This window comes from Telluribacter roseus, assembly GCF_017355915.2.
Taxonomy (GTDB): domain Bacteria; phylum Bacteroidota; class Bacteroidia; order Cytophagales; family Spirosomataceae; genus Telluribacter.
Window position 1 is genome coordinate 33,011 of record NZ_JAFEUV020000006.1, and the last position, 12,551, is coordinate 45,561.

The following is a 12,551-nucleotide window of genomic DNA, read 5'->3' on the forward strand; positions in this document are numbered from 1 at the left end:
GTATAGATCCTAAACCTATAATCTCATGAGACACATCAGCCGAAAAGAATTCATAAAGGACCTGTCGCTGCTGGCGGGGATAGCCGCGCTACCGGGTATGGCGCAGGCTACCCCGGAGTATCTGAAAGCTTCCAAGATGAAGCTGGGCATGGTAACCTACCTCTGGGGCAAAGATATGGATGTCCCTACGCTGATCAGGAGCTGTTCGGCGGCCGGTATTGGTGGCGTAGAGCTGCGTGTAGACCATGCGCACGGCGTAATGCCCCACCTGTCGGCGGCGGAGCGGAAGGAGGTGAAGAAGCGGTTTGCGGATAGTTCGGTGAAGGTAGTAGGTATGGGTACCAACCAGCAGTACGACTACCCCGACCCGGCGAAGCTGCGCGATTCAATAGAGAAAACGAAGGAGTTCGTTAGGCTAAGTGCGGATGTAGGAGGATCGGGCGTGAAGGTAAAGCCTAATCAGTTTCACAAGGGCGTCCCGCACGAGCAGACCATTGAGCAGATTGGCAAGGCGCTGAACGAACTGGCCAAGTACGCGGCGGACTTTGGACAGCAGATCCGCCTGGAGGTACACGGCAACGAAACGCAGGACCTCCCCAACATCAAGGCCATGATGGACGTAGCCACCCACCCTAATGCCACCGTTTGCTGGAACTGCAACCCCGAAGACCTGAAAGACGGAGGACTGGTGCATAACTTCAACTTGGTTAAGGACCGCTTCGGGGATATTGTACACGTGCGCGAGCTGAACGATACCAGCTATCCGTACCAGCAGCTCATGGATCTTTTTGTGGGCATGAACTATGATGGGTGGATCTTGCTCGAATGCCGCACCGACCCTGCCGATAAGATACAGGCGCTCACGGAGCAGAAGAAGATATTCAATAATATGGTAGCCAGTGCTCAGAAGAAAACGGGCCGGGGCTAAAAAAGCAGGAGCGGGAGGTCATTGACCTCCCGCTCCTGTCCATTAATTTCTAAGTCTATTTGCTTCGCTCAAAGTACAGACTCTGCGGGGAGTCGCCGCCGGTTGTAATGACCAGGGTCTGGCCGGCATTCTTCAACTGGTACGAAGCTGCATTTTTCAGGAGCTCAAAGTACCGCTGCTCAAACTGCATGGCTTCGGGTGAGCCCCCCATTCGGGTACTTCCCAGGTCGGCTACATTCAGCTTATGCTTGGAAGCGTCGGCCTGGTAAGCCGCAAAGTAGTGGTTGACCGACGAACGACCTGATAGCATCAGCTTTCCATTTTCATCAGCCTGTCCCTTAAACTCCAGAGTGACTTCGTAAGGAGATTCTGCCTTGTCGTCGAAGTGCTTGAACTTCCAGGTACCCGTAAGGTCAGCGTTGGCAGAGAGTCGTTCACTCTTTAGGGCATCGGCATCAACGCTTTCGGGTTGACAGGCGACTCCCATCATCAGAGTGGCTATCAGTCCCAAACTCAAAATTATTTTTTTCATAGCTATCACTAATTGGTCTTGAACAGATTCTATACCGATTACACTACCAATAAGATTCTGCCAGAGCTAATTTGGTTGGAATCAGCATCAAACTATTTTATCATAGAGCTAATTTCTACACCCTCGGCAGTACCCAGGGCTTACGGTAGTTAGGGGTTATAAGAGCATTGGCTGCTTTGTTCTTACCAAACGACTGGCTCCGCTCGTCCCACACCAGCTTGCTGTCGGTGCGCAGGGCTATATTGCCCATGTGGGCATACATGGCTACCAACCGGCCGGTTTCGACGGGGCAGTTGGGCTCTTTGCGGTCCCGGATACACTCCAGCCAGTTCTGTACGTGGCGGTCGTGGCTTTCTTTCCAGCCTTTCTGAGCTATTTCGGGTGCTTTGAAACCCCCTTTATCCGATTCGGGAAATACCTCCCAGCTGTTGCGGTCAATGACCATGGTAGCGTCGTTGCCAATGAAGGCCAGACCGTATGAGCGTCCGTAGGGGCCTTTCTGTAAGCCTGCCGAGTGCTCCCAGCTGATGGTGTAATCGGGGAGCTGGTACAGCACGCTCAGGGTATCAAAGGTTTCGTGGTGGAAGTCAGGGTTATAGAAGTTGCCGCCCGAGGCTGACACGGAGAGAGGAGCCGTTTTTACGTCCCTGGCCCAGATGGCTATGTCGAGCAGGTGCGCGCCCCAGTCGGTCATAAGGCCCCCGCCGTAGTCCCAGAACATCCGCCACGACCCATGGAACCGGCTCGGGTTGAACGTCCGCTGCGGAGCCGGGCCCAGCCACTGGTTGAAGTCCACTCCAGCGGGTACCGGCTGGTCGGGTACCTTGGGGCGTCCGGCGGCGTAGTTGAAGTTAGCCCAGCTATGTACCTTACGGATGGAGCCCAGGCCACCAGCCTGCATAAACCGGATGGCATTCTGCCATAGCTCGCCACTGCGCTGCTGCTGGCCTACCTGTACCACGCGGTTGTAGTGCCGGGCGGCTCTGACCATGGCGTTGCATTCGCCGATGGAGTTAGCCATGGGCTTTTCGACGTACACATCTTTACCCGCTTCGCAGGCGTAGGTCATAGCCAGGCAGTGCCAGTGGTCGGGAGTACCTACTATGACCGCGTCAATATCCTTGTTTTCGAGTAGCTTCCGGAAGTCGCCGTAGAGCTGGGGCTTTTTACCCTGCTTTTTCAGCACATCCTCGGCCCGGCGATTGAGTACGCTTTCGTCAATATCGCAGAGGGCGGCGCACTCCACGTTAGGCTGGTTAAGGGCATGGTTGAGGATGCCGTAGCCCATGCTGTTGCAGCCAATCAGCCCTACGACAACTTTCTCGTTGGCCGATGTACGTACTCTGGCAGCACGACTGGGATCAGGGACCAGAAACATAGCGCCGGCCGCGAGGGTGCTTCTTTCAAGGAAAGATCTTCGGTTCATGGTAGGGTAGGGGTAAAGGTAGGTTACTACCAAAAGAGCCTCCTGGTACCCGTTTACTTTTTACTCATTTATATTTTATACAATAGAAATAGCTTGGTAGCTACTTTATTAATCTATCTGTTTATGTATTTGCTTTTCCCGCTACTAAGTGAGTGGAGTACGTGATAGTGGATTCGAGGAATTTAGTGAAGCGGACATTTTATGGATACGTTGATGCCCTAATTACTACATATACCTCTATCTGTATGAAACGCACTATTGAAAAACCAGTAGTAGAAAAACTCTATTCACCTGGTCAGGCTACATCTGCTGGCCTGACGCATATCTTTCTCCTTTTTTCGGTCTTTCTGCTTTTGGTAGAAGGCTTCTCGTTTCTGCTTGGCTACGTACGGCCCGAGGTATCGTATAGCTTACTGCTTCTCTTCTTGGTGGGTGTTGCAGCTTTGATCAGAAAAAGCAGGGCCATTGATTTCAGAGCATTAGGAAGAGATATACGTCAACAGCAAGTACTGCTGATTTTTACGGCTGTTGTGTCGGCGATCATCCTGGCTATCTCAGGCATTGGAGGACTAGGTTATCAGCATCCGGATCATTACATGGGCGATACGCTCTTAAATGAGCTGATGGTCAGAGAATGGCCTCTATGGATAGAAGAAGGAGAACTGAAACCCTTCTTTAAGGATTTCAGGACCAGTCCTCTTACGTACTACTATGGGCATTACATGCCCGCTGCTCTGGTGGGGAAGCTGCTTGGCTGGAAGGCGGCAGTGGTAGCTATGATTGTATGGTCTTATCTTAAGACCTATACGGTACTTGTTTTAACCTTCTTATATGTGCTAAATACCACTGCGTCGCGGAGGACCACTCTGACTTTACTGGTGCTTATGGCTGTTCTTTTTGTTTTTACTTCCGGCCTGGGTGTAGTAGGATGGTATATAAGAAAGTTCATTGGACAAACGCCCGCCTTTGGTCTGGATAGTGCCGCGGTATGGGATTTTCCATTTCTCTTCACTTCCCATGCGCGTATATGGCTATGGGTTCCTCAGCACGGGCTGTCGGCCTGGCTAGCTGTTTTGCTGGTAGTGTATGCGCTAAATACTTCTTTCTATCTGCCCTATCTACTTGTCGTGTTAGCTCCGGTACTCATTACAACTCCATTTGCTGCGGTGGGGCTTGTTCCTTTTCTGGTTCTCCTGGCCGTAAAAACCTACCGGCGCAACCAATGGAAAGCACTATTCTCTGGTACTAATGTGGTAGTAGGAGGAGGGATCTTTCTTTGTGGAGCCTCATATCTTCTTTCAAATACATTCGGATTCCCTGTTAAGTTTTTATTCACTAGCGCGGACCCGCAGCTACTAGTACAGTACATCCTGTTTCTTCTGGTAGAGCTGGGACTCCCCGCTTTTCTGTTGTACAGGTACTGGCATGTGCTCCCTGCGGGTAGTCGTACTCTCTACACGGTAGCCCTAATGACGCTATGTTGTATACCATTCCTGATGATTGGGGCCTGGAACGACTGGTGTGCCCGGGCTTCTATACCTGCCATATTTGTGGTAGGTATATTACTTTGTCAGGGAGGAGTTCTTTTACTGGAAGAAAGAAAGTCTTTTTCGTATCTGGTGCTTGGCCTGGGGATATTGGGTATGGCCTCTACCGTATATCTAAGCGACCTGGGAACCAGTATAAAAGAGTACCGGATACAACTACCCCGAAGGGTCACCATCGCTGATCACGGCGAAAGCCTGGCTACCTTCCAGCGTATTGGAAGCGGTGATTCCTTTTTCTTTAAGTACCTGGCCAAAGAGCGCCCCCATGACGGTTCTAGAGTGGCAGATAGTCATTAAAAAGCCGCTCGGGTAGCCAAGCTGGTGCCGTTTGGGTTACGTGAATAGCCGGATAATTAGCGACGGAATGTATTTTCTTTACAGGATCATAGACACCGATCGTATAGCTGCCCTCTACCAGCCACTGTTTAAGAATTTTCTGCTCATTTCTGAAAGAGTACAATTGACCGCTACGTAGAAAATCAACCAGCGTATTGCGCTGCCGGTTCAGCGGGAAGAAGAATACAAAGTTCTCAGACGTTGCGTAGAGATAAAACGTCTGATTATGGACAAGCTCATTGTAACTGATCGTAATCAGATCACCCTGCTCGTCAATGGCTACCTTAGGACTAATCTGGTGACCGGACTCATGAGCCAGGCTGAATTCTTTACGAAGTGCCTCGAAAGGCGGTTCCCATGCCTTAAGTTTTATCAGGTTTTCGATCCGGTAGGCAAATGACTTGGTTCGTACCGTCTGCGGATTGGTAAGTACCGTCTGTAGTTCGGCCAGTACCACATGTCGACGCTTATCGACCTCTGGAATATACCGCCAGGTAGTAAGGCCACAATACACTACGGCAAAGACCATACTCGCAAACCTCAGGTAGTTCTTTCTGTTACGGGGCACTATCCGGTACAGTGATATATACGTCAGCAACAGCGCGATGGAGGCGTAGATCTTGTAGCGGCTTTCGGTGTAGGCGTCACGTCCAAAGTTGATGATAAAGGCCGTAGCCCCTATGTACAGCAGCGTACCCAGTATGAATATAGATATAGGGTCAAGGGGCTGTTTGTTCCAGAGCTGTTTGAAGATGGGGTATAGTATGACCGCGCAGGTAACTATCCCTACCACTATGGCTAGTACATTGGTGTTCTCTTCCCTGAAATCAATCCAGCTACCCAAAAGTCCGAAGGTACCCAGTGCGTCCTCGATCCGTTTCATGATAGAAAATGGCTGACTGACCGAATTAAGCTCATAGTTGTGCAGATAATACAGCAGGCTAACTGATCCAATGGCGACGGTAGCCAGTAGCCATTTCCAGCGGAAGTTCAGGATAAATACCAGACAGAGAACGAACCATATGGACATACCGCTACCACTTGAGAAGGTAGTCAGGATTGCCAGTACCAGTGCCGCCAGCTTGTGAGCTCGGCCGGGCTGAACGGACATCCATATACTTGCGGTTCCCAGACAGGCTACTGAGAGGTTCTGCAGCGAGCACTCAGCCCAGAAGATATTGTCATAGTGCTGAAAATGAAATAGTAGGAATACAAGAGGAATAAGGGCCAGGAGGTCGCGTCTGATGCTATACATAACCTTCGCCATTATGCTCCATAAGATCACCAGATTGAGCGAACTGACCATAATAAGGTACTTCAGATTGATCTCACCGGCTATATAATAGTATATAAGGGTAAGAAGCCGCGGAAAAGCAATACGATGCTCATTATGCTGTCTGACCAGGAAGTGTAACTTTCCCACTAAAGTGTCAGCATTCAGATAAGCAATTAGAAAGTCAAACAAGCCATTATAATCGTCTATGAAAGGTGCATTCTCAGCATGGTGAAATGTAAAAATAAAAAAAAATATAAAATAGATGATAGCTGCGAGCAGCAAAAGACACTGTAAAGCTTTTGACATTCGAGATAGTGATAGGAGGACGTGGGTATTACAATATAATTTTTTGCAATTCGCTTAATTTAAGCAATGCCTCAAGCGGAGAAAGTCTGTTTATGTCAACAAGCAGTAGCTTTTCTTTGACTTCTTCCAGCCTGGGGTCTGCGGCTTCAAATATGCTTAATTGAAAATTATTTTTAGGCATCTCACGTACCTTCTGCTGACGACTCTCCGGTACGTGATCCTTTTCTAGGTGTTGCATGATCTCATTGGCCCGCAGCACAATGGGCTGAGGCATACCGGCTATCTGAGCAACATGTATGCCAAAGCTGTGTTCGCTGCCGCCCGGTTTCAGCTTCCTCAGAAAAATAACCTTATTATCTACTTCCTTAACGGCTACATTGTAATTCTTGATGCGGGGAAAATCCTCCGCCAGCTGGTTGAGCTCGTGGTAATGCGTGGCAAAGAGGGTTTTGGGACGCGAGTGTGGGTGATTATGCAGGTACTCTGCAATGGCCCAAGCGATGGACACGCCATCGTAGGTACTCGTACCCCGCCCGATCTCATCCATCAGTACCAGACTCCGGTCGCTCAGGTTGTTGAGAATACTGGCCGTTTCGGTCATCTCTACCATGAAGGTACTCTCACCCCGGCTCAAGTTGTCGCTGGCTCCCACACGGGTAAAAATCTTGTCAACCAGACCTATCGTGGCTGAGCGGGCCGGCACGTAGCAACCCATCTGAGCCATGAGCACGATGAGGGCCGTCTGGCGCAGCAGGGCTGATTTACCTGCCATGTTGGGGCCCGTAATGATTATGATCTGCTGGGTCTGGTCGTCGAGGAACAGGTCGTTAGGAACATAACTTTCGCCAAGCGGGAGCTGCTGCTCTATAACCGGGTGACGACCTTCTTTTATGTCCAACTCCTTTCCTTCACTGATAACCGGCCGTACGTAATTTTGTTTGCGGGCTACCTGCGCAAATGAGCCAAGGGCATCCAGTACCGACACGATACGGGCATTCTGCTGGATGGCCGCCAGGTACTCCGATACCGCCAGGATCAGGTCATTGAAAATCCGCTGCTCAATGGCGAATATCTTATCCTCCGCGCTCAGTATCTTCTCTTCGTACTCTTTCAGCTCGGGCGTAATGTACCGTTCCGCATTGACCAGCGTCTGCTTGCGGATCCAGTCGTTGGGCACTTTGTTTTTATGGGCGTTGGTTACTTCCAGATAGTAGCCAAATACCTTGTTGTAGGCAATCTTCAGCGACGGTATGCCCGTGCGCTCCATCTCGCGGTTTTGTAGTTTGAGCAGGTAGTCTTTGCCGGCGTAGGCAATGGCGTGCAGCTCGTCCAGGTCCGCATCCACACCACTCTTGATCATGCTGCCCTGATTGGTCACAATGGGGGCATCTTCACGCAGCTCTACTTCAATCTTTTCCAGCAGGTACTCGCAGGCATTGAGCTGGTCGGCGTGCTTCCGGAAGGCGCCGTTCCTGGTGGCGTAGGTAGCTAGTAGCTCCTTGATGGGGGCTATCTGCTTCAGCGATTTTTTGAGCTGTACCATCTCCCTTGGGCTGATCCGACGTACCGCTACCTTGGAGATAAGCCGCTCGAGGTCACCGATCTGCCGGAGATAGGTAGTGAGCGTTTCGTGTAGCTCTTCGTCTTCCAGCATCAGGTCTACGGTATTGAGCCGTTCTTCGATGGGCGTTTTTTCTTTCAGGGGCAGTACAATCCATTTGCGCAGCAGGCGTGCTCCCATGGGCGTTACGGTCTGGTCCATGATCTGAATCAGAGGCACCCCGCCTTCCTGCTGGGGGTATACAAGCTCAAGGTTTCGTACGGTAAAGCGGTCCAGCCATACGTACTTTTCCTCTTCCAGCCGGGTGATGCGGTTGATGTGGCTGGTCTCTTTATGTTCGGTTTCGAGTAGGTAGTGCAGAATAACCCCTGATGCCGTAATACCCAGCGGCAGGTTTTCGATGCCGAAACCTTTCAGCGTAGTAGTGCGGAAGTGGGAGGTCAGTTGTTCATAGGCAAATTCGTAGCCGAAGCACCAGTCTTCCAGCTGGAAGGTATGAAACTTGTCGCCAAAGCGCTCCACAAACTGCTGCTTCTCTTTCTTACAGAAGAGTACTTCCGAAGGCGAAAAGCCCTGCAGCATCTTATCCACGTAGGCCGCGCTGCCCTGCGTAGTCAGAAACTCACCCGTAGAAATATCCAGAAATGAAACGCCATGTAGGTCATCCTTACCGAAGTGTACTGCCGCCAGGTAGTTGTTCCGGCGGATGTCCAGTACGTTATCATTGAGTGATACGCCGGGCGTAACAAGCTCGGTAACGCCGCGCTTTACAATACCCTTGGCCGTTGCGGGGTCTTCCAACTGATCACAGATGGCAACCCGCTCGCCCGCCCGCACCAGCTTGGGCAGGTAGGTGTCCAGGGAGTGGTGCGGAAAGCCCGCCAGTTCTTCGTGAGCCCCACCGTTGTTACGTCTGGTCAGAACGATACCGAGTATACGTGAAGCGCGTACGGCGTCCTCTCCGAATGTTTCATAAAAATCACCTACCCGAAAGAGCAGGAGGGCTCCCGGGTACTTTGCCTTAATCTGGTTATATTGTTTATTGAGAGGAGTTTCCTTCGTTGCTGACTTTGCCAAAACAGTATGGGTATTAAAAAATGAGTATTACCAAAACGAGCTTACCAGCTCATGCCCCTGAACCTATTGGCTGGAGCCGTTCTACAAATTTAACCCTTCTGCGTGGTTTGGCAAGGCAATGCCGGAGGTAACGGGATTATTCAACCACAAACTTTACCTGCGTACTTTTTCCGCCCGCAGTTATCCGTAGCAGGTATACACCAGACGGAGCCCTTATGCCAATGGGGTGTCGATCAGGCGCATCAGGGGACGAACTCGCCTGAAGTACCGGCTGCCCGCTCAGTGTAAAAACCTCTGCCTGCCACGGTCCCGGATGGGAGGGGAGTTCCACCCAAAAGGAGCCTCGGTTAGGGTTAGGATAGAGGAGTACCGATAGCTTGTCCGTTGGTTCAGGGGCTGTAATCACAAAAGGGTCTGAAGCCATGGTACAGCCTGCCTCGGTAGTCTGTACTGTATAGGTACCCGCTTCCGTAGGGTACAGCTGTTGACGTACCGAATCTTTGATCGCTACTCCATTAAGATACCACTGATTAGTACCGGCACTGCTGGATTGTAGTATCAGCTTACCACCTGTTTGCTGAACAGAAATGGTCGGCTTCCCGACAACCAACAGGTCAGTTGCTGCTGATGCTACCGCTGAGTTGGTCGCTATGACTTGTACCCGGTAAGTACCTGATGGAAGATTGGGCGGGAGTGTGCCACTGAGCCTGGTACCTTCTATGGATGTAGCAGGAAGCTCTACCGGGCTGCTACCATCCGATTGGGTGAGCCGGAGGCGAAGCTGGCTACCATTCTGAAGCTCTCCGTACTGCCAGTAAGCTACTTCCATGGCCGCACCGGCGCAGTAGGAGGTAGCGATGGGCTGGTGCAGGAGCCTCACCTGTCCGTCGATGTAGTACCGGTCCGCTGGGTCCGGATTGACCTGATTTCTGAGCGATAGTCCCCACTTCATGCGGTCGTACTGCTGCGGGGTCAGGCTGGTACGGCAGCCCCGGTAGTACGACATCAGGTTGGTGACGTCGGGCCGGTACACCTCACGCCGGGGGTCCAGGGTACTCATAAAGCCCGACGAGCAGGATGATTGAGCCAATTGCCGGTCTGAGGTGATCAGTAGCAGGTACGGGTCGGCAGGAGTGTCGCAGATCTGGTCGCCGGCGTAGGCACAGTTGGCCCCGGTACCCCGGGTCACGTATTCTCTCGTGGCAGGATCCAGATTGCTGGCGCTGCCATGCTCGTGGGTATGGAGCAGGCCAAAGTAGTGGCCCATCTCGTGCGGTATGACCTCATTGATGATCTGGGACTGGGGGATATTTCGGCTGGTAGAGACAAAGAGGGCATTCCAGGAGCGGGTGTTGCGGGCAGAGTCGAGGTTGGGCGGATAGGCGTAGCCATTGGAGCCGTCGGCATTGCCTACAAAATACAGGTTAACGGCATTCTGCACACTATGCGCCGAGGTTAGCTCCTTGTCCTCACTCATAGCCAGGTCGTAGAAATTATCATTCTGGATGTAGTGTACCTCACCCAGTTGAAAGAAACTGATCCCCATGGGAGCAAACTTGGTATTCAGCACCGCAAACACCTGATTGAGATAAGCGGCTACATCACCCACTCCCTGCATAGTAAGTACATTATGTACCTTGACCGCTACGGTAGTGGCCTGCTGCCGGGCCGTAGCTCCCTGCCTGCTGCTATACTGTTCATAGGCCTGCTGGTAAGCGAGCCGCACCTGTGCGGGGAGCAGAGGGGCCTTACATACTTCGGCCGGGTCATAATTTCCCTCCGTCTGCCCCGATACAGGGCCAGCCAGCAGGTGCATCAATAACAGGGAAAGTAGTAGTAGCCGCATAGAAGCCCAGTGGGGTAATTTGATATACTTTTCATAAATATACGCACAAAGCGCTGAAATGGATGAAGGGAGGCCATCCTCCACCTCCGGCACCTGTTGGAGTAAGTCAGGTAAGCTACTTTCGTCGTAGATTTGGGCACCAAATGAAAATTATTTTACTATAATTCATAATAATGCGTAAATTATCAATCGAAGAAATGGACCGCTTGTCGGTGGACCAGTTCAAAACCGCCGATAAATTTCCGTTTGTGATCGTTCTGGATAACATCAGGAGTCTGAATAACGTGGGGTCATTTTTCCGGACAGCTGATGCCTTCCGGGCGCAGAAGATCTACCTCTGTGGCTTTACGCAGAGCCCTCCGCACCGCGAGATCACCCGAAGCGCCCTGGGAGCCGAGCTATCGGTAGACTGGGAAAAGGTAGAAGATACCTGCGAGGCTGTAGAGCGACTACGCAACGAAGGGTACCGCATAGTGGCCGTTGAGCAGGCCGAAGGTAGCGAATTGCTGCAGGATTTTCAGGCCGAAAAGGATGTGCCTTATGCCTTTGTGTTTGGGAATGAGGTAGAAGGAGTAGCCGACGAAGTCATAGCCCTGGCAGATGCCTGCGTTGAAATTCCGCAGTTCGGAACCAAACATTCTTTCAATGTCTCAGTTTCTGCAGGTATTGTGTTATGGGAATTTATAAGACAACAATTAACAAATTCATAATCTGGTGTAATTGGAATTAGAGACGGTGGACTTGTATTTTTAACTTTTATTTTGATGTTTTAACAAGTACCTCTGCTAGGTAAAGCAATCATTCTTTTTTACATATTATTTATGAAATCTATCAAAAAGAAATTAACCGCTGATATCGCCAGTGCTTTGGAAGGCAAGCTGGGTGATATAGACACCAATGCCAAGAAAGTAAAGAAAGCGGTTGAAAAAGCAGCCGAAAAGCTGGCTAAGAAGGTACTTAAGCTAAAGAAGGAAGAGGAGAAAGATAAGGAGAAAGATCAGAAGAAAGCCAGGAAGAAGGAAGAGGATAAAGAAAAGAAAGCCCAGAAAAAAGCGACTAAAAGGCTGGAAAAGGTCCAGAAGAACGCAGCAAGGGCTGCGGGCAAGAAATCTAAAAAACAAGCAGTAGAGGCGGTGTCTCCTGCGGCCGTAACACTGGCAGCCGAGTCAGCAACGCTGGCAGCTCCTGCCCGAACTTCACGAGCGGCAGCCCCCAAACCTGCTGCTACCCGTGGTCGGGGCACTGCTGCCGGTCGTACCAGCAAAGCCACATCGGGTGCCAACGGGTCAGACAGCCAGGCCGAGCAGCCGGTCAATAATACAGAGCAGTAGTACACGAACCAGCGTATTGTGCCTTATATTAAGCAAGACAGACCTTTTGTAGTACCTACTACCGATGGCAAGCTCATCGAGGAGCACTACGGTCATGCTTCGGCTCATGGCGGAGCATTCAGTGTAGCCCATATGGTAGCGCCCCCCGGCTGGAGCGAGCCTTTTCAGACACCCGAGTTTGACGAGGTGACGATCCTGGTCAGCGGGCAGAAACAGGTAGAGGTAGATGGCGAGATGATCATCCTGAAAGCAGGTGAGACCCTACTGATTCAGCGCGGAACGCGCGTGCGGTACTCTAATCCGTTTGAGGAGCCTACCGAGTACTGGTCACTGTGCGTACCGGCTTTTTCGCCGGATTCAGTCCACCGCGAGGAGATATAGTACT

10 protein-coding genes are annotated in these 12,551 nt (G+C 51.2%); 5 read left to right on the forward strand and 5 right to left on the reverse strand.

Annotation, left to right across the window (positions count from 1 at the left end):
- Positions 1-25: 25 nt before the first annotated feature.
- A complete protein-coding gene (locus JTN23_RS12795) occupies positions 26-928 on the forward strand; it encodes a sugar phosphate isomerase/epimerase family protein (RefSeq protein WP_247235229.1) in 903 nt (300 codons plus the stop codon).
- Positions 929-983: 55 nt separating this feature from the next.
- On the opposite strand, the gene JTN23_RS12800 is transcribed toward JTN23_RS12795, so the two are convergent.
- Positions 984-1,460, reverse strand: coding sequence for an META domain-containing protein (locus JTN23_RS12800; RefSeq protein WP_247235230.1), 477 nt, complete (start codon positions 1,458-1,460; stop codon positions 984-986).
- 115 nt (positions 1,461-1,575) lie between these two features.
- Complete coding sequence (locus tag JTN23_RS12805; RefSeq protein WP_247235231.1) at positions 1,576-2,886, reverse strand: Gfo/Idh/MocA family protein; 1,311 nt, start codon at positions 2,884-2,886, stop codon at positions 1,576-1,578.
- 245 nt (positions 2,887-3,131) lie between these two features.
- Here JTN23_RS12805 and JTN23_RS12810 point away from each other — a divergent pair, with 245 nt between their 5' ends.
- On the forward strand, positions 3,132-4,730 hold the full coding sequence (locus JTN23_RS12810; RefSeq protein ID WP_247235232.1) for a hypothetical protein: 1,599 nt from the start codon (positions 3,132-3,134) through the stop codon (positions 4,728-4,730).
- Here JTN23_RS12810 and JTN23_RS12815 read toward each other — a convergent pair.
- The 3 genes from JTN23_RS12815 to JTN23_RS12825 form a co-directional block, all read right to left on the reverse strand.
- Positions 4,708-6,192, reverse strand: a complete 1,485-nt coding sequence (locus JTN23_RS12815; protein ID WP_247235233.1) for a hypothetical protein — start codon at positions 6,190-6,192, stop codon at positions 4,708-4,710. The two genes, JTN23_RS12810 and JTN23_RS12815, sit on opposite strands and share 23 nt — an antisense overlap.
- 187 nt (positions 6,193-6,379) lie before the next feature.
- Entirely contained in the window at positions 6,380-8,989 is a 2,610-nt protein-coding gene (gene mutS, locus JTN23_RS12820) for a DNA mismatch repair protein MutS (protein ID WP_247235234.1), read from the reverse strand.
- Between the two features lie 136 nt (positions 8,990-9,125).
- On the reverse strand, positions 9,126-10,835 hold the full coding sequence (locus tag JTN23_RS12825) for a zinc-dependent metalloprotease (RefSeq protein WP_247235235.1): 1,710 nt from the start codon (positions 10,833-10,835) through the stop codon (positions 9,126-9,128).
- A 173-nt stretch (positions 10,836-11,008) separates the two neighbouring features.
- Between JTN23_RS12825 and JTN23_RS12830 the strand changes: the two genes are divergently transcribed.
- The 3 genes from JTN23_RS12830 to JTN23_RS12840 all read left to right on the forward strand — a co-directional run bounded on the left by JTN23_RS12830 (position 11,009) and on the right by JTN23_RS12840 (position 12,547).
- Positions 11,009-11,545: an RNA methyltransferase gene (locus JTN23_RS12830; protein WP_247235236.1), complete on the forward strand. Its 537-nt coding sequence runs from the start codon at positions 11,009-11,011 to the stop codon at positions 11,543-11,545.
- 111 nt (positions 11,546-11,656) lie between these two features.
- On the forward strand, positions 11,657-12,166 hold the full coding sequence (locus JTN23_RS12835) for a hypothetical protein (RefSeq protein WP_247235237.1): 510 nt from the start codon (positions 11,657-11,659) through the stop codon (positions 12,164-12,166).
- Between the two features lie 18 nt (positions 12,167-12,184).
- Entirely contained in the window at positions 12,185-12,547 is a 363-nt protein-coding gene (locus JTN23_RS12840) for a cupin domain-containing protein (protein ID WP_247235238.1), read from the forward strand.
- Positions 12,548-12,551: the final 4 nt, after the last annotated feature.

Excerpts from the sequence above, each read along its gene's own strand:
- JTN23_RS12795 (WP_247235229.1), top strand. The coding sequence starts at position 26 with ATGAGACACATCAGCCGAAAAGAATTCATAAAGGACCTGTCGCTGCTG.
- JTN23_RS12800 (WP_247235230.1), bottom strand. The coding sequence starts at position 1,460 with ATGAAAAAAATAATTTTGAGTTTGGGACTGATAGCCACTCTGATGATG.
- JTN23_RS12805 (WP_247235231.1), bottom strand. The coding sequence starts at position 2,886 with ATGAACCGAAGATCTTTCCTTGAAAGAAGCACCCTCGCGGCCGGCGCT.
- JTN23_RS12810 (WP_247235232.1), top strand. The coding sequence starts at position 3,132 with ATGAAACGCACTATTGAAAAACCAGTAGTAGAAAAACTCTATTCACCT.
- JTN23_RS12825 (WP_247235235.1), bottom strand. The coding sequence starts at position 10,835 with ATGCGGCTACTACTACTTTCCCTGTTATTGATGCACCTGCTGGCTGGC.
- JTN23_RS12830 (WP_247235236.1), top strand. The coding sequence starts at position 11,009 with ATGCGTAAATTATCAATCGAAGAAATGGACCGCTTGTCGGTGGACCAG.
- JTN23_RS12835 (WP_247235237.1), top strand. The coding sequence starts at position 11,657 with ATGAAATCTATCAAAAAGAAATTAACCGCTGATATCGCCAGTGCTTTG.